The 23340-nt window shown below is 62.7% G+C and carries 16 protein-coding genes; 3 read left to right on the top strand and 13 right to left on the bottom strand.

All coding sequences use genetic code 11. The features are described from left to right. Positions 1 to 48: 48 nt before the first annotated feature. The 10 genes from PLN84_RS07105 to PLN84_RS07060 all read right to left on the bottom strand — a co-directional run bounded on the left by PLN84_RS07105 (position 49) and on the right by PLN84_RS07060 (position 11398). Complete coding sequence (locus tag PLN84_RS07105; protein ID WP_292385043.1) at positions 49 to 504, bottom strand: ferritin family protein; 456 nt, start codon at positions 502 to 504, stop codon at positions 49 to 51. A gap of 181 nt (positions 505 to 685) precedes the next feature. After that, a complete protein-coding gene (locus PLN84_RS07100) occupies positions 686 to 2524 on the bottom strand; it encodes a threonine--tRNA ligase (RefSeq protein WP_292385041.1) in 1839 nt (612 codons plus the stop codon). 112 nt (positions 2525 to 2636) lie between these two features. After that, the gene (gene dcd / locus PLN84_RS07095; protein WP_292385040.1) at positions 2637 to 3194 is read right to left on the bottom strand and encodes a dCTP deaminase; all 558 of its coding nucleotides are present in this window, start codon (positions 3192 to 3194) and stop codon (positions 2637 to 2639) included. Between the two features lie 22 nt (positions 3195 to 3216). Continuing rightward, complete coding sequence (locus PLN84_RS07090; RefSeq protein ID WP_292385038.1) at positions 3217 to 3915, bottom strand: RNA methyltransferase; 699 nt, start codon at positions 3913 to 3915, stop codon at positions 3217 to 3219. Positions 3916 to 3918: 3 nt separating this feature from the next. Further along, the gene (locus PLN84_RS07085) at positions 3919 to 4611 is read right to left on the bottom strand and encodes a phosphoglycerol geranylgeranyltransferase (RefSeq protein WP_292385037.1); all 693 of its coding nucleotides are present in this window, start codon (positions 4609 to 4611) and stop codon (positions 3919 to 3921) included. Between the two features lie 4 nt (positions 4612 to 4615). Beyond that, positions 4616 to 7411 carry a DNA topoisomerase I gene (locus PLN84_RS07080; RefSeq protein WP_348531983.1) on the bottom strand — a complete coding sequence of 932 codons (2796 nt, stop codon included), beginning with the start codon at positions 7409 to 7411 and terminating at the stop codon, positions 4616 to 4618. 6 nt (positions 7412 to 7417) lie between these two features. After that, entirely contained in the window at positions 7418 to 8833 is a 1416-nt protein-coding gene (gene gatB / locus PLN84_RS07075) for an Asp-tRNA(Asn)/Glu-tRNA(Gln) amidotransferase subunit GatB (protein ID WP_292385033.1), read from the bottom strand. Continuing rightward, on the bottom strand, positions 8830 to 10131 hold the full coding sequence (gatA, locus tag PLN84_RS07070; RefSeq protein WP_292385031.1) for an Asp-tRNA(Asn)/Glu-tRNA(Gln) amidotransferase subunit GatA: 1302 nt from the start codon (positions 10129 to 10131) through the stop codon (positions 8830 to 8832). The genes gatB and gatA overlap by 4 nt, the downstream gene beginning before the upstream one ends. Next, on the bottom strand, positions 10132 to 10401 hold the full coding sequence (gene gatC, locus PLN84_RS07065) for an Asp-tRNA(Asn)/Glu-tRNA(Gln) amidotransferase subunit GatC (protein WP_292385029.1): 270 nt from the start codon (positions 10399 to 10401) through the stop codon (positions 10132 to 10134). It lies immediately after the preceding gene. Beyond that, complete coding sequence (locus tag PLN84_RS07060; protein WP_292385027.1) at positions 10391 to 11398, bottom strand: asparagine synthase C-terminal domain-containing protein; 1008 nt, start codon at positions 11396 to 11398, stop codon at positions 10391 to 10393. The genes gatC and PLN84_RS07060 overlap by 11 nt, the downstream gene beginning before the upstream one ends. Positions 11399 to 11819: 421 nt before the next feature. On the opposite strand from PLN84_RS07060, the gene PLN84_RS07055 reads away from it, so the two are divergent. The 3 genes from PLN84_RS07055 (at position 11820) to PLN84_RS07045 (ending at position 13721) form a co-directional block, all read left to right on the top strand. Then, positions 11820 to 12755: a nucleoside recognition domain-containing protein gene (locus tag PLN84_RS07055; RefSeq protein ID WP_292385025.1), complete on the top strand. Its 936-nt coding sequence runs from the start codon at positions 11820 to 11822 to the stop codon at positions 12753 to 12755. A 296-nt stretch (positions 12756 to 13051) separates the two neighbouring features. Further along, positions 13052 to 13372, top strand: coding sequence for a nucleotidyltransferase family protein (locus PLN84_RS07050; protein ID WP_292385023.1), 321 nt, complete (start codon positions 13052 to 13054; stop codon positions 13370 to 13372). Then, a complete protein-coding gene (locus PLN84_RS07045) occupies positions 13362 to 13721 on the top strand; it encodes a DUF86 domain-containing protein (protein ID WP_292385022.1) in 360 nt (119 codons plus the stop codon). Before PLN84_RS07050 ends, PLN84_RS07045 begins: the two co-directional genes overlap by 11 nt. 311 nt (positions 13722 to 14032) lie before the next feature. On the opposite strand, the gene PLN84_RS07040 is transcribed toward PLN84_RS07045, so the two are convergent. The 3 genes from PLN84_RS07040 to PLN84_RS07030 form a co-directional block, all read right to left on the bottom strand. Beyond that, positions 14033 to 15124 carry a hypothetical protein gene (locus PLN84_RS07040; RefSeq protein WP_292385020.1) on the bottom strand — a complete coding sequence of 364 codons (1092 nt, stop codon included), beginning with the start codon at positions 15122 to 15124 and terminating at the stop codon, positions 14033 to 14035. Between the two features lie 2 nt (positions 15125 to 15126). Further along, the gene (locus PLN84_RS07035) at positions 15127 to 20829 is read right to left on the bottom strand and encodes a DUF3344 domain-containing protein (protein ID WP_300033120.1); all 5703 of its coding nucleotides are present in this window, start codon (positions 20827 to 20829) and stop codon (positions 15127 to 15129) included. Between the two features lie 440 nt (positions 20830 to 21269). Further along, positions 21270 to 22220: a DUF3344 domain-containing protein gene (locus tag PLN84_RS07030; protein WP_292385016.1), complete on the bottom strand. Its 951-nt coding sequence runs from the start codon at positions 22218 to 22220 to the stop codon at positions 21270 to 21272. Positions 22221 to 23340: the final 1120 nt, after the last annotated feature.

Below are 23340 nucleotides of genomic sequence, written 5' to 3'. Positions count from 1 at the left end.
CCCCTCGTCGTGCGATAAAAAAGAATGGTCAACCGCGAAGCCCCGTCTTCACCATGCCTCCGGGAACGCCATGTTGGTGTAGATGTCCTCGAGGCGCGCCTTGTGGCCCCGCTCCATCGAGGCGAGGCTCTCGAACAACTCTATCTGCTCCGGGTCAACGCTCAGGCCCGCGAGCTGGGTGTACATCTGCATCGCGTCGAGTTCTTTTCTGATCGCGATAACAAGGCCGTCGAGCGGCTTTAGATCGGCCGAGAGCGGCGGGACCTCCAGGGTGTCGGCGACCTTGTAGTCACGTTTCGTGTCGAACCCGAGTTTTCCGGGCTCTTTTAGGAGAAAACCCTCAAGGGTCTTCCTGTGCTGGCTCTCTTCTCCGGCAAGCTCGTTGAAGAGGTTTTTTAAGTTCTCATCTTTGACCTTCTCCCTGACCGTGCGATAGAAGGTGTAGGATTCGATCTCCCTCTCGATGGCGTTTGATATGATAGAACGGTATTCTTTGACGTCCATGGTTTCATGCACCGGGGGAGAGTAGCATTCGGTGTTCTTAAACCTTGCTGGGCCGGACCCGGTATTGCACCGGCCGGATCCTGCACGTCTTCTTGCTCAAGGCAACGGATCGGGAGACGGCAGAGCCGGCGGGAACTTTGTTGGTTTTGAGGGTCCGAAGCCGCCGCGTGTAAAAAAGAGATTAGATGAACCGGGGCTTCTTAGAGAGGAGCCTCGGGGTGTAGAGCGGGCGGAAGGGTTTTCTGGCGGTCTCGATCTTCACTGCCTGAATGAGCTCGTCCTCGCTCATCGTCTCCTTGTACGGCTTCTTCTTCTCCGAAAGTCTCCGGATGGTGACCGTGAGCCGGCCGGTCTCGGCCTCCTGGTCGCCGATCACCGCGACGTAAGGGACCCAGTCCATCCCGGCCTCGCGGACCTTCTTGTTCACGCTCTCGTCCCGGTCGTCGAGATCCACCCGGATCCCGGCTGCCTTCAGGCGAGCACCGATCTCCTCCGCGAAGCAGACGTGCCGCTCTGCCACCGGCACAAGCCTGACCTGGGTCGGGGCGAGCCAGGTCGGGAACGAGGGAACCTCCTGTGCCGCGGTGCCCTCGAGCATCGCGCAGATCACCCGCTCGATCGAGCCCGTCGGCGAGCAATGGAGGATTGGGGGGTGGACCTCCGTCCCCTCCGGGGTGTAGTACTTGATGTCGAACCGGTCCGCGCTCTCGACGTCGATCTGGACCGTCGGGTTCTCGATCGGTCTTCCCTGTGCATCGATCGCCGCGAGGTCGACCTTTGCTATCCAGTAGTGCGTCCGGTCCGAGAGGACCTCGATCAGCATCGGGACGCCTGACTTCGCGACAAGCTGCTTCACCCAGAGTTCGTACTGGTCGAAGAAGTCGCGGGTGCACCGGAAGACCCCTACGAGCGGGGTCTCGAGATCCTCGCCGCTCTTCCAGCCCATGGCAAGCTGCTCCTCGAACGACGCGAGCGCATCGTCAACGTCCCGGCAGAGGGTGTGCATATCGGGCATCGTGAAGGCGCGGAGGCGCTTCAACCCGATCACCTCGCCCTTCTGCTCGTGCCGGAACGAGTAGGTCGAGAGCTCGTAGAGTTTCAGCGGGAGGGTGTTCGGCGAGATGTGCATATCGTGCATGGTGCAGAACATGCCGAAACACGCCGCGAACCGGAGCATCATATCGCGGTTGCCGCTTTTGAACCGGTACTGACGTTCCCCGAACTTGGCAGCGTGCTCCGAGATCGACGCATCGCTGAGGTCGTACATCACCGGGGTCTCCACCGGCATCCCGCCGTAGTCGAGCACCCGGGCAAGAACGTAGTCACCGAGGAGGTCCCGGAGGAGTTTGCCCCGGGGCATCCAGCGGAGGTTCCCGACGTCCGAGCGCGGCTCGTACTCTACAAGTTCCTTCGCGCGCATCAGGTCCACGTGGACCGGCTCGACTCCTTCCTGCCCCGGATACCCGAGTTCTTTCCTGATCAGGGAGGCGAAGGGCGTATTCCCCTTCACGTAATCGGCCACGTCTTTACGCTCCCCTTCGGGAGTGAAGACGAAGAATTCGTGCTGGATCTCCTTCTTCGGCGCGGTCGCTGCTTCTTCGCCGGGCACGATCGTCCTGGAGAGTTCCGAGAGGGGGTGGCCCTTGCAGGAGAGTGAGAAGGCCTTGTACCAGCCGAACGGCGCCCGTTTCACCACAAAGCCGCCTTCCCCGGTGAGGCCCTCCTCGATGCCCTTAAGAGCGCTCACAGCTGCATCAGGCGATGCCAGGTCAGAGGAGAGGTGGGCGTAGGGGTAGATCATGATATTAGTAGTGCCGAGCTGCCGGGCCGTGGTGACGATCTCGTCTGCCGCCTGCCTGACGGCGTCCTCGAGGTTCTCCTCGTCGACAGACTCGACCGCGCAGAAGACGGCGAGCGCCTCATCGAGGGCGTCTTTCTGGACGACGTCCTCTTCGGCGACCTTCGTCTTCTTCCGGGCCTCGTATTCGATATGATCAGAGTGGATTAGAAGAAGTCGCATTGGTATCCCCAGTTGAATCGTTCAATATCTGTTTTTCTGCTATATAGTGCATAATGTTCTTTTTAGAGAAGCGGCGGGGCGTGTGGTTTTGCCCGACTGCCGGCGGTAGAGATCACGCGCGGCGCGCATTCTCATGGTAGCGGGAGAGGGTCGCCTGCCGCTGGTCCATATACTTCGCGTCCTGCTTCATGTTGTACGGGCGCGCGGCTCGATCCGTCCGGTAGAAGACCAACTGCCCGATAGGCATCCCGGCATAGACCCGGACCGGCCGGGAGTTCACGTTGCACATCTCAAGCGTGATCGTCCCCCGGAACCCCGCGTCGATCCAGCCGCCCGTCTGGTGGAGCTCGATCCCCAGGCGTGCGATGCTGCTCTTCCCCTCGATGCTCGCCACGACGTCGTCGGGAAGTGCGATCGACTCCAGGGTCTCGGCGAGGATGAACTGCCCCGGTGCAAGAACGATCGAGTCGGCCACAGTCTCCTCGATCTCCGAGCAGACGCTCTCCCTCTCGTAGGGGTCGATCACGGTATCTCCCGGAACGTACCAGACAAAGTGGGAACCGAGCCTGATATCCAGGGAGTTGGGCTGGATCAGGCCGGGCTCAAAGGGGTCTACTTTGATATACCCGTGCCTGATGCGATCTTCTATCTGCCAGTCGACAAGAATCATTCTCTTAGATCTCTCCCGCAAACTATTCTTTGTTTTCGAGGTGCCACTCTGTCCGGCGCATCAGCCCATGAAGCGTACTCGCCTCGCGGATGGTCAGTTTCGTCCTTCCGAGCACCCGGTGGATGAGGGTCATCGTGTTCTCCCGCTTGAAGTCCGGGTGGTCGATCCGGTCGAGGAAGGCACTGATATGCCGGTAGAGCGACTCCATCTCGACGGACCCCGCAAGGGGATAGGTCCCGCGCGGCAGGTTCGCAAGTTCGTAGCAGAGGATGCCGACCGCGTGGGAGAGGTTCAGGATGGGATAGGCCTCCGAGGTTGGGATGGTGCAAATGAGGTTCGCCCGCTTAAGTTCGGTGTTGGCAAGCCCCCAGTTCTCCCGCCCGAAGAGGACCGCGACCGTTCCGTCGACATCGGCGACGATCTCCCGGACCTCCGCCGGCGCGTAGTAGGGCATCCGCATCGGGGTGCAGACCGACTTGCTCACCTCGCCGGTCGTCGCGACGATAAAGTCGAACTCCCGGTAAACCTCCTCGATCGTCATCCGGCGGGCGCCCTCAAGGACGTCCCGGGCATGGGAGGCGCGCATGCTCGCGTCATCGCCGAGCGCGCAGGGGTTGACCAGCACCAGCCGGGTGAACCCGAAGTTCTTCATCACCCGGGCAGTAAACCCGACGTTCCCCTCGTAAAGGGGTTCGATCAGGACGATTGATACCTCGGGCATACCCTACTGTACCGCCCGGACCGTCGCCCGGAGCACATCGATCCCTTCCTCGTAGACCGCATTGCCCACGACGATCGTGTCGGCGATGCGCCCCATCTCCGCCGCCTGCTCCGTCGAGCGGATCCCGCCGCCGTAGTAGAGGGTGGCGTGCTCGACCGCGTCAGACGCCGCCTGCACGATCGCGGGATCCCCGTAGGTCCCGCTGTACTCGATATAGACGATCGGGAACCGGAAATAACGGTCCGCCACTTCCACAAACGCAGCCACATCCTCGCCTGAAAGAGCGCAGTTCGCCCCTGTCACCCGCCCGACTGCGGAGTTCGGGTTGAGGACGATGTAGGCTTCGGGCACTACCATCTCCCAGTCGACACTGCTCGCGTGCCGGAGCCACGCGTAGTGCTTCCCGACGATCCAGCGGACGTCGTTGGTGTTCATCACGCTCGGTACGAAGAGGTGGTCGACTGCTCCGTCAAATATGGCGCAGTCGGGGCTTGCCGGCTCCACGACCAGCGGCAGCCCGTAGGCGGAGACCAGATCCAGGAGTTCACGGAGGTTCTCCTGTGTCACGTTCAGTGTGCCCGAGAGCATCAGGGCATCGGTCCCGCTCGTCACGATCTCTTCGACGAGTTCCGGTGGGAGGTGTTTGTCGGGGTCCAGTTTCGTCACGTGTGCCCAGGTCTTCCAGTTCGCGTGCATGGTGTCACTTCAGATAGCCGATATAGTCGTGGAGTCTGGCCTTTGGGATGCCGGTGATCGAGGAGACCTTCTCTGGATCCGCTTCGCGAAGCGTCGCCGCGTCGTATATGCCTGCAAGGTAGAGCCTCTCAACGGTCGCCTCCCCGAGGCCGGGGATCTCCAGAAGTTCTTTTCGCCCGCGTTCGAGCGCTGCTTTGGTGACCTTCGCAGGGGTGGGGCGGCCGAGGTGCCTGCAGACCATATCCACATGTTTATGTACGGTCTCCGGATTAATGCCGGTTTTGCTTGAGAGGTAGGGGATAGGAAGATAGCAGAAGTCGTCGGGGGTTGCTACGCCGCCGGTCTGGTACTTCTTCAGGCTGACCGCGGGGACCCCGGCCTCACGGAGGGCGCGCTCGTTGCAGAGCCCACGGGCTGCCGCAAGAAGTTCCGTTGCCACCGCATCGCCGATGCCGGCCTTCTTCAGGGCCGCAGGCTCCGCCTGCGAGAGCGCGCGGATATCCCCGATCCCCTGTTCGAGGAAACTTTTGATGATCTTCGCATGACTCCGGCCCTTCCTCGGGGGGACAACCTTCCTGACGAATTTCCGGAGTTCTGAGCGGCGCCGGAGGACCTCGAGGGCGGCTTCTGCCTCCTTTATCACTTGCTCGGCCTCGTTTGTCCTGACGCCGGTGGCGTTGACGAAGTCTCCGGGCTGCATGCCGGCGATCTCGGAGACGGTGTAGATGTGGTGCGCGTGCAGCCGCTGCATCAGGTCGTCGGTCATCGAGGGCATCATCCGGAGCGCCTCGACGTTCGAGGCGATGTGGCTGCAGAGCGGGCAGCCTATATCCCACGGCCGAGAGCCCTTCCGGATAAGGCGAACATGGGCGAGGTTGTGCTTCTCGCAGGTCTCCTCGATCCGGATCGCCTTGCCCCAGGTGCTGCCGGGCAGGCTGATGTTGAACCGGCATTCGGGGTAGCCGGTGCACCCGATGAACTGGGAGACGCCGAGGTGCCGGATCCGGAGGTCGTGGCCGCAGACGGGGCAGGGGCCGACGGTATGCTCCTCTGCGGTCTGCTCCATGATCTCCTCGCCGATCTCCTTCTCGTGGGCTTCAAGCTTGTCAAAGACCTTATGGAGCATCTCACGAGACTCCGTGACGACGTCGTCTCGGGAACGCTCGCGCTGCTTGATGAGTTGCATATGCTCTTCAAGCGTCCGGGTCATCTCGGGTTCCGTGATCGTCTCCGCGTGGTTATCGAGCGCGTCTATGACGGCTCTTCCGACGAGCGTCGGGCGGAGCGGGTTCCCTTCCACGTAGCGGCGGGAGATGAGTTTCCCGATCACCTCGTGCCGGGTGCTCTTCGTGCCGAGACCGAGTTCTTCCATCACCTGGATGAGCCGGCTCTGGGAGAAGCGCGCCGGCGGCTGCGTCTGCTTCTCTTCGAGGTTCACGTCCTTGATCGGCAGCAGTTCGCCCGGGACGAAGGCCGGGAGGATGTTCTCCTTCGCCTCCGAGTAGGGGTAGATCCGGCGCCATCCTACCGAGAGGAGCCTGCCGCCCGTCGCGGTGTAAGGCTCGCCCGACGCGTCGAAGAGACACTTCGTCGTCGTCCAGGTCGCGTCGGGAGAGAGGGTCGCGAGGAACCGCCGGACGACGAGTTCGTAGACCTTCCACCGGTCCTGGCCGAGGGCCTCGCGGGTCGCTGCTCCCGTCGGGTGGATCGGCGGGTGGTCGGTGCTCTCCTTCTTGCCCCGGGTCGGGACCGATCGCCGGTGCTGCTGCACCCAGGCGACGTCCGCATCGAAGACCCCTCCCCGAAGCGTCTCGAGGATGCCGTTCAGGTTCAGGGACTTCGGGTAGACCGTGTTGTCGGTCCTCGGGTAGGAGATGTACCCGTTCATGTAGAGGTCTTCGGCGATCCGCATCGCGTTCGCTGCCGAGAGGCCCAGGCGGGCCGCCGCGACGATGAAGGTCGTGGTATCGAACGGCGTCGGCGCCCGGTCGGTCTTCTGCCCCTCTTTGACGTCCGTGACGACGAGCGGCTCCTTTGTCCCCTTCTTTGCGGCGAGGGCCGCCTCGTGGTCGGTGAACCGCCCGGCGGTATGCCGCGCCTCAACCGGCATACCGTCTTTCTCGGTCGTAAGCGAGAGCATCCAGTAGGTCTGGGGAACGAAGTTCTCAATCTCGCGCTCCCGCTCGACGATCATGGCGAGCGTCGGGCTCTGGACCCGGCCGACGGAGAGGATGTTCTTGCCGCCCCGGCGAGCCGCGAGGCTGATAAACCGGGTCAGCGCCGCTCCCCACATCAGGTCGACCGTCTGGCGGGCCTCACCGGCAGCCGCGAGCGCGAAGTCGAGGTCGGTCAGGTTCTCGAAGGCCGAACGGATCTCAGCGGGGGTGATCGCCGAGAACCTGGCCCGGTTGATCCTGACGCTGGGGTTCACCGCACGGACGAGTTCGTAGGCCTCCTTCCCGATCAGTTCTCCTTCGGTATCGTAATCCGTGGCGATGGTGACGAGGTCGGCCTTCTTGGAGAGTTTCTGTATGATATTGACGATCTTCTTCTCTGTTGGCTTCTTGACGGTGCCGGCGTCGATGAGGCTTCGCGGGGTGTGGACCTCACTTCGCCAGTTCGTGTAGCCGGGCTCGAAGTCCACCTCCACCACGTGCCCTTTGAGACCTACCACTGTCCTGGTGTCAAAAGAGTAGGTGGATACGTTTCCATCTTTTGTTGCCTTCACCTTCTCGCTGCCGGCGAGGATCTGCGCTATCCGGTTTGCTGATATATTCTTCTCTGCGATGATCAGATGCACTGCGGATTACACCCCGCCTGTCTCGATAATTTCGGATACGATCTTCCCGAGTTCCCGCGGGTCCGCCCTGCCCCGGGTCTCCTTCATCACCTGCCCGACGAGGAAGTTCAGGGCTCCCTTCTTGCCGATCCGGTAATCTTCGACCGCCTGCGGGTTTGCGGCGACTATCTTCTGCACGATCGCGGTGAACTCGCCTCCTGTGGCCTTGCTGAGCCCTGCGCGCTCCACGATATCGGCGGGCCGCTCGCAGGGGCTCCCGGCTGCACAGGCATCGAGCATCTCTCGCAGTACCTGGGTGCCGGCCGCATCAGTGACGGTCTCCGATCGCAGAAGCGCGAGGAGTTCTGCGATACGGTCGGCCGGGACGGCGGCGATGCTCATGTCGCGGTAGTTGAGCTCCCCAAGGAGGGTGTCGGCCACCCAGGTGGCGGCGAGGACCGGGTCGATGTGAGCGACCTCTTCATAGAAGTCGGCAAGTTTCGGGTCGCCGGTCAGGGTCCGGGCATGGTTGAGCGATATGCCATACTGCGCCATGAACCGGTTCTTCCGGGCGACGGGCAGTTCGGGGAGATCGATCTCTGCGACCCATCCCGCAACACGGAGCGGCCGCAGGTCGGGCTCCGGGAAGTAGCGGTAGTCGTGCTCCTCCTCCTTGCTGCGGGCGGAGGTGGTGATCCCCCGCCCTTCCATGAAGTGCCGGGTCTCTCTCGTCACCTTCTGCCCGCGCCGGAGCAGGTTCTTCTGCCGGGTCACCTCGAAGGTGAGGGCCTTCTCGACGCCCTTGTAGGAGGAGATGTTCTTGACCTCGACCCGCTCGGAGCCCTCGAGCGATATGTTCGCGTCAACACGGAGAGACCCCTCCCGGTCACCGTCAAAGACCCCCAGGTACTCGAGGATCGTCCTGAGTTTGTTGAGGAACCGGCGGGCTTCCTGCGGGGACCGCATATCCGGTTCGGTGACGATCTCAAGGAGAGGTATCCCCGACCGATTATAGTCGACGAGCGAGTACTTCGCGCCGCCGGCGACGTGAACAAGTCTTCCGGGGTCCTCCTCGAGGTGAACCCGGGTGATCCGGACGAGCTTCTCGTGCCCCTCGTCGTCCTCGATCTCGACGGTCCCCTCGATCGCGAGCGGTTTGTCGTACTGGGTAACCTGGTAGGCCTTCGGGAGGTCGGGATAGAAGTAGTTCTTCCGGGCGAACTCCGACTCTTCTGGAACCTTCATATCGAGGGCTTTTGCCACCCGGAGGCCGTACTCGACCGCCTTCCTGTTCAGGCGCGGGAGCGCTCCGGGCAGGCCGAGGCAGATGGGACAGCAGTGGGTGTTGGGTTCGTCGTCCCGGTAGTCTGTCGAGCACCCGCAGAAGAGCTTCGTCGCCGTCGCGAGCTGGACGTGGATCTCAAGGCCGACGATCGTCTTCATGCCTTCACCTCCTGCTCGTAGGCATAGGCAACATCGACGACGCGCTCGTCTTCAAACTGCCTACCCATCAACTGGAGCCCCACGGGGAGGCTGTCCACCCTGCCGCATGGGACCGATATCGCCGGGATCCCGGCGAGGTTCGCCGGCACCGTGAGGATGTCGGAGAGATACATCGAGAGCGGGTCGGTCTTCTCGCCGAGGCGGAAGGCGACCGTCGGCATCGTCGGTCCGGCGATGATATCAACCTCGCGGAGGGCCCGTTCGAAGTCCTGGCTGATGTTGCGGCGGGCCACCTGAGCCTTCGCGTAGTACCTGCCGGCGTAGCCCGCCGAGAGAGCGAACGTGCCGAGCATGATCCGGCGCCGGACCTCAGGCCCGAACAACTCCTGCCGGAGGTCCTGGTAGGCCTCGTGCCAGGACTTCCTCGTGTCGACCGCCGGGCCGTAGCGGACACCGTCGAACCGGGCGAGGTTCGAGGAGGCTTCGCTCGTGCAGATGACGTAATAAGCGGCAAGGGCGTAGCGCATGCCGGGGATGCTCACCGGCACCGTGCTGGCCCCGAGCCCCTCGAGGACACCGATGGCGTTCTGGACCGTCTCCGCGACGCGGGGGTCAACACCCTCGCCGAAGTACTCTTCCGGCACCCCGACCCGGAGGCCGGCGATATCGGCCGAGGGGCGGTGATCGTACGGGCGATCGAGCATCGTCGAGTCGCGGGGGTCGTACTTCGCGATCACCGACATCAGCCTCGATACGTCCTCCACCGTCCGTGCCATCGGCCCGATCTGCTCGAGGGAGTTTGCGTAAGCGATGAGGCCGTAGCGGGAGACCCGGCCGTAGGTGGGCTTGAGACCTACGATTCCGCAGAACGCTGCCGGGCACCGGATCGAGCCGCCGGTATCGGTGCCGAGCGCCATCGGGACGAGGCCCGCGGCGATGGCGGCCGCGCTCCCGCCGGACGATCCGCCGGGAACCCTTGACGGGTCCGCCGGGTTCCTGGTGGGGCCGAAGGCGCTCGTCTCGGTGGTGGAGCCCATGCCGAACTCGTCCATATTGGTCTTGCCGACAATGGCGGCCCCCGCCTGCCTGAGGAGTCCTACGACGTGGGCGTCGTAGGGCGGGACGTAGCCCTTGAGGATCCTCGACCCGCAGGTGGTCTGTATCCCTGCCGTCGATATGTTGTCCTTGACCGCGACGGCGACGCCGGCGAGCGTGCCGTCGGAAAACGGCGCTTCTTTACAGGTGGTGATGAACGCGTTGCACCGGTCGTCAGGCGAGAAGTGCAGGGTTCCCGCCACTCACATCACCCTCGGCGCCTTGATGAACCCGTTCTCGATTGACCCCGCGTTTCCGATGGCCGCCTCCTGCGTGAGGCAGGGCCGGGGCTCGTCCTCCCGGAAGACGTTCGTGATCCCGACGACCGGGGCGCTCTCGCCCTCCACAGCGTCGAGAACCTCGAAGTAGTCGAGGATTGCGTTGAACTGGGTGGTGAACTCCGGCACCTCATCTTTTGATATGCCGATATCCGCAAGTTCTGCTATACGTTCAATATCGCTCTCAGTAATCATGTTCCGCCCTACTGATCTCCGTTAAGTACCCTTGTACCGACTTTTTATAACCGTTTGTCCGTGCGAGTCGCTGTATCATCCGCCAGATTCCGCTCCCGTACTGCATCGCTTTCTTCTCGGCCCGGGCAATCTCGGCCGGGATGTGCCGTTCTGCGACCTCCCGCAGCGGGTATTTTCGCACCCCGGCGCGCACCCTCTCCGCAGCCGGGATCGCCTGCGCAGCGCGCACCACCCTGACATCGCGGTAGGGCATTGAGAAGTACGCCGCATGCAGTGCCGCCACGGCCTGGTCCCGTGCTCCCTGGCGGCCGAGGTCCACGATGTCCCGTTCGAGTTCCGCCGCGAGGTCCGGTGAGGAGAGATAGCGGGCGTAGCCGCCGAAGAGTTCGTCCGCCCCCTGCCCGGCGAGGATCCGGGTATGGCCGTGCTCTCCCGCCCATGCGGCGGCGAAGAAGAGGGTCGTTGCGATCGAGACCTCGAGGGGGTTTGTCGGATCGGGGATCACCCGGACCACCCGGCGAAGGGCCTCCGCAACCTCGTCCCCGGTCGGTGAGACGATCTCAAGGTCAAGCCCCATCATCCGGGCGGCCTTCGCCGCCCACGCGATGTCGTGCGACCCTTCGATCCCTACCGTCACACAGGGGAGGCGGGCGAGGGCGGCGATGAGGGCCGAGTCGACGCCGCCGGAAAACGCTACCACCCCCTCGTCGCGTCGGAGATCGACCGCGGTGACGATCGCCTCCTCAAGCGTGCAGGGCGGCGGGTCGGGGGCTACCCGGGCGACCTCGCGCCCGCCGCAGCATACGGTTCCCGGCGGGACCGGGCCGGGCATGATGCCGAGGGCGTCGCGGGCGATGCAGTCGTCCCAGTCGAGCAGGAACTCGCCGCCGCACCCATTGAGCGCGTTGGGTCCCGCTTCGAGCATCTGCTCTACATCGGCGGGGGTGAGGCGCACTCCGTCACGTTCTATCCAGCCCTTCAGGTTCATATCAGGCATCTTCCACAATCCGGCAGGTTATTGCCATGAGGGGCCAGGTACCGTGGCCGCCCCAAAAAACTGATCGAGTTCAGTGTTTGCATTTCTGATGTATAAATATGCGTACACCATCCTACGTGAAATTCGTGGCATTCCGGTAATTTCGGCCGGGCATGCGACCCCGACTTCTCAGAGGCTCCCTCAACGGTGGTGGGACGATGACCCGAACCGGTCACGGGGTCAGGAGAGCGACCCCGGCTGTTTTCGGGGGAAGACATGTTCCTTGGGCACGTTGTGGTGCTCTGTCCGTCGCGCCCGTGATGCGTATCGACAGTCACAGATGGTAATACTTATGATTTATTTTATAATATATCGTATTACCTTTGGTGCATCCGGGAGTATTGGGAATGAATGGCAGGGATAGGGGAAGGCAGGATTTGCCATGCTGGTGATCACCTCTGCGGTGAACGCCGTCCTGCTGGTCACGGTCGGGATCGTCCTTGCGAACATCCTTGCCGAGACCGGGATCTTTGCCCGGCTTTCGTCGTTCACCGGGCCGTTCTGCAGGGTTTCCGGCCTCTCCGATGCGTGTGTCCTTTCTGTCGTCGCGATGGGGGTCAACGCCACGGCGGGAAAGTCGATGCTTGCCGAGTACTACCGCGACGGGAAGGTGACGGAGCGGGAGGTGATCCCGGTGCTCATCATGGGCTCCTTCCCGGTGGTGCTCGGGGAGTCGCTCTTCCGCGTCCAGCTCCCAGCAGCCCTGATCCTCCTCGGCCCCGTTGTCGGGGGGATCTACACCGGGCTGAATCTCTTATCGAGCGGCATGCAGGCACTTTTTGCCCTCCTCTACAGTCGCCGGTTCCTCGCCGCCCCCGGGCGCGCGCCGGCCCCGGTCCCTCCCGCACCCACGGCCGCTCTTGCGCTCACCCGGGAGGTCGTCCTTGCCGGGTGCAGGAGGGCGGTCCCGACGCTCCGGCGGGTCGTGCCCGTCACCCTGGCCGCGCTGCTCGTTTTTTCTCTCCTCACCGCGACGGGCGTTATGGATGGCGTCGCCGCCGCGTTCGACCCCCTCCTCCGGGCCATCGGTCTCCCCGGCGAGAGCGCTGCGGCGCTCGTAGCCCAGTTCGTCCATTTTTCGGCGGGCTACGCGATCGTTGCATCCCTGCTGGATGGGGGTATCCTCACGCTCGAGACGGCGCTCGTCACGCTCGTCCTCGGAAGCATGGTGGTCATCACCATGATCTACGTCAAGTACTCTGTGCCGCTCTACCTCTCGCTCTTCGGCCGGCTCGGCGTCAAAATTGCGCTGGTCACGTACGCGGCAAGCATGGCCGCGAAGGTGGTCACGGTTGCGCTGGTGATGGTTGTGTTATGAGGGGGTGCGGGGTTACCATGCCCGGGGGGTGCCGGGGGAAGCCTCCGGGCCGTTCGGAGGCTTTCCCGGAATCGGTCTCAGTACTTCATTATACGGATTTGTTGAACCCCATCTGTACTGCCGGGTGAAGAACTATATGTTACCCACTGGAACGAGCTCTCCGCTGACAATGCAAGAACAGCGTGCGTCAGACGATCAAATCAAGAAAGAAGTCCCGATACTCATCTCCTGCCCCCGTAGGGCAATCTTCATCATCTCCTCGCTCCCAGGTACGATCAGGAGGGAGCAGAACCCGTATGGAAGCTCAGGTCCGCCGGGAGAAGAAGAGCATCTTCGTTGACAGGCTGGAAGAAGCACTCCCGCTGCTCCGGGAGCGGTTCGGCGTGGCGAAGATCGGCCTCTTCGGATCGACCGCCCGCGGCGAAGACCGGCCCGAGAGCGATGTGGATGTGCTGGTCGAGTTTGCACCCGGACAGACGACGTTCCGGAACTTCATGGAACTCGCGTTCTACCTTGAGGACCTCTTTTGCCGCCGGGTGGACCTCGTCACCGAGCAGGGGCTCAGCCGACATCTCCGATCGTATATCGAGAAGGAGGTCGTCTGGTGTGAGGCGTGACGATCTCTTTCTTCGGCACATCGCGGACGAGATTGCATTTCTCCGTGAAGTCGGCAGGGAACTGACGTATGAGAGGCTGCTTGCGGATCCGGTGCGGCAACGTGCAATCGTCCGCTCCATCGAGATCATCGGGGAAGCGACGAAGAACATCTCCGAACCCCTGAAAGAACAATACCCGGAGATTCCCTGGCGGCTGATTGCCGGTTCACGGGACAAGTTGATTCATGCTTATTTTGAGGTCGACTGGAGGATCGTCTGGAATATTCTCCAGAACGAGGTCACGGCCCTCGAACCACGAGTGCAGGCAATTCTTGCCGAACTCGACACACCGTCAGGGGATACCGAATAAGGGCCGCAGGACCCGGCCCGGACACCGTTGGTGGGGGCGAGCGCCTTGTTGATCTGGCGATACAGCCGCTTCTGCAAACCGATGCTGGAAAACTGCCGCTCAGAAAAAGGCAACCGGCGAGGCGGCGTTGCAGGCTGCATTGTACCGCTCCATCGTGGCGAGCAGCATCCACCGTTCGTTGGGCCGTGAAAGCGTGTGGGAACATGGTGAGGCCGATTCCTCCCTCGGCTTAAGCCGGGGGGCTCCTCGGTCCACGTTCCTGAAAGATTCCCCGGGATCGTTCCCGGGGCGAAGAAGAAGAGGGTGCGGGGTTACCGCTTCCGGAGGAAGTACCATCCCGCCGCCAGACTTCCGGCGGCGACCAGGCCCCCGACCGCGATGAGCACCCACGGAATTTCGCCGTCTTTGGGCTGCTGCGAACCGGGTCCGGACGGGGTTTCACCGCCGGGAGTCGCGGCGGCCGGTGCGGCGGTCGCCTTCGCCGGGGGTGCGTCGGCCCACGTCAGGGCGAAGAGACTGAAGTGCGAGACCCGCGCCGTCACGGTCCGGGTTGCCGGGTCCACGGTTGCGGGGACCTCCTGCCAAGCGCCGGTCCCGGGGTTGTACCACATCACCCGCAGGGTGGCGGGGTCGCCGTTCCTCCCCCACTCTTCCTCAGAGAGTGTGTAGGTGAGGGTGGCCGGCGGGTCGAAGGTGGCGCCGGCCGGTCCGCAGGTGAGGGCAAACCCGATTGTCGTCCCCCCGGGGGCCGGTGGCAGCCCGGCGGCGTCGGCGCGCGCTATGGTCACTTCGCCGAGCGGGTTTCCGTCTTTGTCGCGGGCACGCGTCCCCTCGCCGACAGTCAGCGAGCCGGCACCGTCGCCGGTCCTGACCGTCACCGGTGCGCTGACTTCGCCGGTCTCCGAGAGGGGGAGGGATGCCTGCCCGACGGACGTCACCGGTGCGGACTGGGTCGGGGCGGGGGTCGATGTTGACCCCTGCGACCCTCCACCGCCGCCGCCGTTACCGCCGTTGCCGGGCGTGGGCGTGCTCCCCCCGGCAACGGAGAGGTCCAGGCAGGTAGTGCTGTCCGGTGTGAAGGGTGCCGTCTCCCGCGCCGCCCGCCCGTTGACCAGGAAGGTGATCGTCTCCCCGGCATGGCCGTCGGTCGCACTGACCACCAGGCGACCTCCCTCATGCCGACTGGAACTGCCGTACTCCCCGGCTTTCGTCGTCACGATCGAACCGTATGTCGTCTCCCCGATCGTGGCAGTGATAGTGGTCCCGGCGGGTGCCGGGGCACCGTCGGTCGTCACACTGCCCCAGAAATCGTGAGGGAACGTGGGGGGGGAAGTCTCCGTCGCCGAGACCCCGGTCGCGAGGGCCAGGAGGAGGATCAGGGTCATTCCATGCTGGAATTTCATCGTCACGCCCCGATGGCGGCGAGGGTATCCGCGTCGTTCATGTAGAGCCAGTAGCCCCGGAAGGGGGAGAGCTCCCGCATCTCGCTGTGCCGGCCGGTATCGCCGCGGATGAACGAGACGTCGTAGGCCTGTTCGTTCGTCTTCCAGCCGAAGAGGGTCGCCCAGGCCGGCTCGGCCGTCCGGAGCGCGATGGCCGCGGGTGCGGGGACCGTGTCGGTGAACCCGATCGCGTTCCACCCCTCATCGAGGTATTTTGTGGTCGGCGGGGAGTTCGAAGCGGCGGCGAAGGCCAGAGGGATCTCGTAGGTGCCGTTCGCGTAGATCCAGATCCCGTCAAGCGGCCGGAACGCCTCCTCCCGACTCATCGCCTCCCACTGGTCAGTCCCGTTGTAATACAGCACCGGGCGCCCGTCGGTCTCCACGCCATCGAAGATCGCGATGGTGTCCTGGCCGGCGGCGAGCCGCTTCGGCGTCGAGACGAAGTTCCAGCCGGGCTGGAGGGTGATCGCCGACGCGTCGAGGTCGACGTGAACGGCAGCGATCTCTCCCGAGGCGACGGTCACGGTCTCCTCTGCGTCCAGGTAGCCGTCAAGGCTCACCCGGACGGTGTGGGTGCCGACCGGGACGTTCGTCAGCGTGGCGTTGGTGGTTTCCCCGGTCTCCGCGCCGTCGAGGACGATCCGGGCGCCGTCGGGCGACGAGGTGACGGCGATGATCCCGGCTGGCTCGGTCAGGGTGAAGTGGGCCACGGCGGTTCCGTCATCGACGACCGTCACGATCATTGAGGCGTCGGCGTAACCAGCCTTCTTCACGGTGACGGTGTGCTCGCCGGCCGCGACGTTCTCCAGGATGGCGTTGGTCGTCATGCCGGTGTCGATGCCGTCGAGCCAGATCGCCGCACCCGTGGGCGTCGAGGCGACGGTGATGCTGCCGCGGGCCTCGACGAGGTCCCGGTGGAGGGCTGCGGTCTCGTTATACGCGACGGTGACATCAGCCGTGGTGTCGGCGTAGCCGTCCTTCTTCAGGGTGACGGTGTGGGTGCCGACGGCGATCCCGTCGAGGGTTGCGTTGGTGACTTCGCCGGTATCAGCGCCGTCGATGAGGATCGCAGCGCCCTCGGGCGTCGAGGTCACGGTGAGGCTCCCGGTCAGGGTGGTCAGTTCGAGGTCGACCTCTGCGGTCTCGCCGGTGGCGACCGTGACCGGCATCGAGGCGTCGGCGTAGCCGTCGAGTTTCACGGTGACGACATGGTCGCCGGCCGGGACGTTCGTGAGGGTGCAGTCGGTGACTTCCCCGGTCTCCTCACCGTCGAGCCAGACCGCGGCGCCGGTCGGCGTCGAGGTGACGAGGATGCTGCCGGGTTCGGGGGCATACTCGACTATCAGGAAGGCTGCGGCAGCCTCCATGTAGTCGGCGCTGCTCTGGAACGCCGCGACGTTCTCGCCGGCGAGGAGCGAGGTCACATTGCGCTCGTCGACGCCGATCTGGCTCGTTCCCGTGTAGTTCCAGGCGTTCGTCCAGGTCTCGTCATTAAAGATCAGTTCACCCTCGTTCGGCCCGGCGCCGGGGGCGACGGTGACCAGGCGGGCGCCTGTGGCGTTCGCGGGGTCGAGGGTGAACGGCGCATACGCCGTCGCCTCTTTGGGGGTGGTGCTCTGGCTTGCGCCGCCGTAGAGGAGGTCGAAGCCCTCGTTCATCAGCACCGTATGCGGGGCGGTGACGCCGTCGTCATAGACGACCGCGAGGAGCATCCCGCGGACCGAGACGTTCCCGCCGCCGGGGAAGGTGTTTGCGAGGACGGCGGTGTTGCCCTCAGGGCTGAAGGCGTCGGTGACGTTGTAGACGGTCATGCCGTAGGGATACGAGGTGCCCCATCTCTTCTCGTCTTCGTAGAAAGCGGCCTGCTCGACCGCTGCGCCGTTAAAGGTCAGGGCGACGTTCTCCGGGAAGACCGGGCCCTTGTCGTAGGTGTAGGGGACGTAGAGCCGGGCGCCGGCGATCGTGGCGCCTTCGGGGACTGTGAGATCGCTGGCGGTCCAGTTGACGGTGTAGTCGGCCCAGTTGGTGCCGGCGGAGAGGTAGGCGCCGTCACCGGCCGACCAGAGGAGGTCGCCGCGAACGTCGTAGGTTTTCGCGGTGGCGATGTCTTCGCCGTCGGTCCAGCGCTTGCCGCGGTAGCCGTTGTGGACGACGGTCTTCTCGATGCTGAGCAGGTTGTTCTCTTCGTTCGATTCGCCGATGAGACCGTCGGGATCGGCGACGGCGGTGATCGTCACGGCATCGCCGGCGTTGCGGATGGTCTCGTCGGTCCAGGTGACGGTGGTGTTTGCGCCCGCGGCGAGGCCGTCGACCGCGACCGTGCCGGTTGCGCTACTGGCGTTGAATTCGACCGCGAACGCGCCGGCATCGGCGGTGCCGATGTTCGTGATCTTCGCGGTGTAGATGTTCTCGGCTGCGGAGAAGACTTCACCGTTGTTAGAAGCGAGGGTGCTGACCGCGAGATCGGGGGCGTCCCCGCCGGAGGTCGTGTATTTTACGGCAAGTGTTGCAAGCGTGGTCTTGTACGATCCACCGTTCGGTACGTACGTGAAACTGCTGTCGTTGCCGGCGGTCAGGTCGTTCTTGACGTCCCAGTTGTTCGTTCCAAAGTAACCAGATGGGGTCCCACCCGTATAGGCAGCGCCGTTGAACGTGTACAGGGCGTCTTTGGAAGAGAGCATGACGTTCTGGAGGGTAGCATCCGTCCAGCCGGCGGCAAGTCCGCCGGTGGCAAAGGTTGAGGTAACCCCGCCGGCGCCATTCGCCTGGTAATCGTGTCCGTCATTCACCCAGTAGTGTACCACATCGCTGTCGCCATCATTGTAAGCAACCACGAGGACGACCTCTTTGATGCGGCCATCGAAGTTCGATGCCACCGGGGTTGAGACGACCTCTGCTTTCGGGCTCTGCGAACCGACGAGATCGGTCACGTCGTACCAGAGCAGGTAATCCGAATACTGGCGGTTCACATGATCGTTGACCGGGTAGACATTGGCTGTGTTGTCCCCGGCGGTGGCGAGGGCCTCGGTGCCGAGCGTATCGTATGTGCCGTCGCCGTTGCCGTCGAACCTGACGGTCGCGGTTCCCGTCCGGTTATCCGTACCTGCAGCGTATACGACCGTATACAGCCGCGCCCACTGGACGTCGGTGTAGGCCGGGAGAGTGAACGTCTGGTTGAGCGTGTTCGTCGTATACGAGGTCCCGGAGCTCCATCCTCCGTACGCTCCCACGTAGAGATCGCCGGAGACCGTGCCGTTCTGAACCGTGGCGAGGCGTTTCGCCCCTGCGGAGGACGAGATATACTGGGTCTCTGTTACGGTGTCGCTTCCGTCGGCGTTGGTCGCGGTGAGCCGGATGTCGTAGGCTCCCGCTGCAAAGTCGTATGTTGCGTTCCGGTTGGTGGAGAATTCAGTCCAGTTATCACCTGTTCCGGACGGCCGCGACTCCCATGACCATGCGGTGGGGGTGTTGGTCGAGGCATCGGTGAAGGTGACGGAGAGCGGCGCTACGCCGATGGTCACGTTCGCTGCGAAGTTTGCAACCGGGGTGTCACCGCCGGATCCGCCTCCATACTCCACCACGAGGAAGGTCTGTGCCGCAACCATACACGGTGATTTCCAGGTATTGTCTCCCTGAATCGCCGCTTCGTTCCCGGTCGCGTTCAGGTACGCCGTCACCTCGCGCTCGTCGACGGCCACCTGCGGGTTGTCGGAGGCGCCGACTGCCCGCGGGCCGTAGTTCCATACTCCTGTTCCGATCTGCTCTCCATTGAAGAATAGGTTGCCTTCGGCGTCGTTGCCCCACGGGACGAACGTCGTCAGGTTCGCACGGACGACGCTCCCCGTATCGATGGTCGCGCCGGAGAACGGCACATACGCCGTCGCCTCGGCCATGCTCGTGCCATAGTTACCCTGGTCGGCGCCGAGGAGATCGAACTCTTCGTTGACGAAGATCTGCTTCCTGGTGGCGGAAGAGTCCTCGTAGATCACGGCGAGGGTAAACCCGGCCGGCGAGATCTTGGCGTTGGTGTCCGTCCGTGCGAAGAGAACTGTGTTGTTGACGTCCGTCTGGTAGAGGTCGGTCACGTTGTAGGTGAGCAGGCCGTAGTAATGGTCGGCATACGCCCCGAAGTTCGAGACATCGCTGTACCAGTTCACGTAGGGGACCCGGACACCGTTGAAGTCGATCGAGGTGTTGTCGGGCGCCGAGTAGGTGTTGTCCCAGCAGTAGGGCACGTAGAGCCAGGCGTCGTGAACCGTCGCGCCCGCCGGGAGCGGGAGGTCGCCCGCCGTCCAGGTCACGGTGTAGTTTGTCCAGCCCTCGCTGCCGAAACTGCCGGACATGTACTGGCTGTTGCCGAAGGAGTGGATGATGTCGCCGCGAAGGTCGTAGGTCCGCACCGTCGTGACGTTGCTGCCGCCCTCCCAGTACATCTTGCCCTTGTAGCCGTTGTAGAGGATCTTCTTATCGGCGAAACCGACCTTTACGTTGTTGGTCTCATCGGTCTCGGCGATGAGGTTGTCGGGGTCGACGATGGCGGTGTATCTCACCGTGCCGCCCTGGAGGTTGCGGATTGTCGGGTCGATGATGTTGATTATGGCGATCTGGGCGCCGCCCGCGATCGATTCGATGGTCGTGGTATTGACCGCGACGGTGCCGTTGGCGACGTCGCTTGCGTACAGGGCGATCACGATATCGGTCGCGACATCAGTCCCGGTGTTCTTGACGCTCCTGATCTGAACCTGGTTTGGTTCCCTCGCAAAGACCGCGCTGCCGGGTGTCGGGTTCACGACGCCGGCAATGGTGAGGTCGACCTGGGTGGCTGGGGTCACCGTCACCTCTGCGGTCCCGGTCACGCTCCCCGCAGCGGCGGCGACGGTTGTCGTCCCTGCCGCAAGGGCGGTGAAGTACCCGGTCTGGTTCACCGTGCCGACGGTCTCGTTGCCGCTCGACCAGGTGAAGGCGACGTTGGTCATCGCGTCGCCGTTCTGGTCTTTCGCGGTGGCTGTGAACTGCTGCTTATTACCGACTGCCAGGCTCGCCGTCGCGGGGGAGACCTCGATGGTCGTCAGGACAGGCGCGGCGCCGCCGGTGGAGTAGGTTACGTTCAGGTAGGGGCGTAGTGTGGCGTCGGAAGAGTCACGACTTGCCAGTTGAACCCTCTGTTCCGTGGAGGTAACTGATTCGTCGGGAGAAGCAAGTTTCCATCCATAATTTGGGGTATCTTCCGCATATGCCTGTAAATCCTGTGTGACGTTCCACGCAATCCAGACATTCGCTGCTGAACCAGGGTCAATTACGTCGGTCGGCTGCGTATCGTTGGAGGGTCCATTGCACCAGGTGACATTGGACTCGTTCCATGCTTCGGTCACGCGGTACGCGGCGACCTCCCTATCACCCTTCCTGGCGGTCATATAACCATAGAGTGTCGCCGATTCGATCGTCGCTCCCTCGGGAATCGAAGAGAGGTCGAAGTGAATAAGGCTCCTGTAGAGTGTTCCACCCGAGGTACCCCAGGGATCGCCGGATTGCCGAACAAAAAGACTCGTGGAATCACCATAACTCGTATTTCCTGGGAGAGAGCCCCATCGAATATACGCATCGGCGTCCGCCTGGAACGTCTCGGTGGTCGTTGCCGCCGCTATGGGCGCGGCGAGCGTGGTCATGCACAGCAGTGCAGCGATACAAACAATCAGCAATCTTCGTTGCATTTTCTATCAAGCTCCTTCTTCATCGTTTCATCTCGCCCGGCAGCACTGGCGCCCCTCCCCGGCGATCGGAGAGGGCGCCGATAGTCAAATTGGACGATCGGAAGATAGTATTTAGTAATATATAAATTGAGATCGTTCATACTGGATCATCACTTTAATAAAAAATGTATTAATTTAGGTACGTATTTTTGATATTCGTGCCACGCAAAGGCGAACCGTCCGGCCTATGGTCAGATCCCGCCGGGGGTGTGAGAGCCGGCAGTCCGCCGGTCCTCTGCGCGGCCGAAAAAAAGGGTGTGGCGGTCAGCCTTCCGGGTCGACCGCCGATTTCGCGTCTTTTGCCTCAATCCGGAACAGGTGTTCTGTCACGACATCGTCGTCGCGGAGGTGCGCGCTCACTCCTCCTCCTCCACTGTCAGCAGGGCGAGGGGGATCTTGAAGTAGCCGCTGTACGAGCCGGAGTCGGTGGAGTTCCGGTCAAACGTCATCGTACTGTCTCCGCCGGTGATGTAGTCGGTGACATTCCAACTCTGGTATCCTAAGTACGATCCCTGCTGCGGGTTGCTCCAGGGCAGGGCGTTGCCGTTAAAGGCGTAGTTCCCGTTGTAACTCGCCAGGTAGATGGCCGTGAGGTTCGCATCGACAGCCGTGATCCCCGATGTGCTGAAGTCAGTCTCTCCAATGTAGGAGTATCCTTCATCATCGGCAACGTAGGAGTCGGTGTCGTGGCCCTGGTTCACCCAGTAGTGGATCTGGTCAAAATCTCCGTCGTTATATGCCACTACCAGCGTGATCATCTTCACCCGGCCGTCGAACGGCTGGGTGCCATCCGGCTTGTGAGTCTGCACCCGTGCCGAAACACTCGATGAGTTGATGTCAGCGGTCACGTCATACCACATCAGGCAGTCGCTCGTCACCCGGTTGCAGTGGTCGTTGATCCAGATTGTCCCGTCCTCACCGCTGCCCCGCGGGAAGGTGTAGGTTGTGTTCACGATCTCGGTATCAAGTGTCTCGTATCCCGACCCGCCGTCGAACTCCACGGTCGTGTTCAGGGGGTAATTCGCTTGCATGTTCCCTATGTAGGTATCTACATAGAGCCGTGCCCAGGCGACGTTCCCGGAACTGCACGGGAGGGTGAAGTTTTTCACGATCGGGGCCGTATGTGCGTAGTCGAACCCGGGGTACGCGTCGAACCAGAGGCCGCCGGAGACCGTGCCGCTCGTCCCGTTCCCGGTGACGAGAGGGTCTCCGCCCAGGTACGGATCCGCCGACACCGGTGGTGTAAATGCGCACACCACCGTCAGTACCAGCATGCATGCCAGCATGCGCTGTATGTCTGTCTTCATTGTTCACTTCCAGGTTGTTTGTAGTTCCGGGAGTGTCCTGCCTCCCGGTAAGCAGTGGATGATCTCAGTATAACAAAAATCTTTTCATTTAACACTAAGTGCTAAAATAAATTGTTTCTATAATACCCGTCGGGCTGCTACGCCCGTGCTGCTACAGGCAGGAGCAAGCCATACGTAAGTTTCTCCTCTCTATCTCAGCCGGCATCGGGATCAGTCCTGGTACTGTTCGAAACACGGCAGTCAGGTAAGGGTTGCGTGTTCTGATAGCATCTTCGTGTCTCTCCCGGACGCGCCTCGGTCCCCTCCAGGCACACCCGGGTATACCCACCGGGGGGGCGGCGCTCCTTCATGGCAGGGGAGTTTCAGGACGACCTCGTGCGGAGAAGCCGCGTCCGAACCTCCTGGATGGGGTTATCCGGCAGGGTTCGTGGAGATGATCAGGAGCATTCTGCGGTTGGGACCGGAACTCTCGCTTCCGTGATTCCGTTTCCGGTGCAGCTACACTGAATGCCTGGACCCGCTCAACGGGGCCCCTGCAGGCGAACCTCTGCTGCCGGCGTTTGTATTCCTGCTTTATACAACTGCAGAGAGGCGTGAGCCCGAAATTTTTGGAATCGATGCGCAGCAAGTTCCGCACGAGAACAGTGAGAAAATATCCGGTCTTCTGGAACCAGGGGTTGGCCCTGCATCCAACCTGGAAGTGAACGGAGGAATGGCAGGGCCGAATATCAGGTTGGTAATCAGGGTAAATCATCCTGTCGGAACGGCCTGGCCCCGGAGAACCTGTCGGCGCGCCGGGAAAGACGACGAATATTCGGAGGATTCTCGCGTGCGGCTGAAACGGTCTTAGGATAGGGTTTCGGTGCACGCGGATCTGTAGAATTCCTCCCATCAGAGGTCATATCCCCTGCGTTCTATTCCGGCAAAAAAGTGGATACCGGGGTTTTTCAGTCCCCTGAGAGGTCGGCATGGCATTCGGTGGTCACATGTGGCGAGACTATGACGTCTTCGATCGTCTTCGACCCGCTCTTTCCTACTACCTTCACCGGATAACTGCCGATATCAAGGTAGTGGAAGGTGTGGGGCGTCACTTCGCCGGTATCCCGGCTGTAGAGGTAGA

Origin of the sequence: Methanoculleus sp. (assembly GCF_035363275.1) — an archaeon.
Lineage (GTDB): Archaea > Halobacteriota > Methanomicrobia > Methanomicrobiales > Methanoculleaceae > Methanoculleus.
This window is presented reverse-complemented; position numbering and strand designations above follow the sequence as displayed.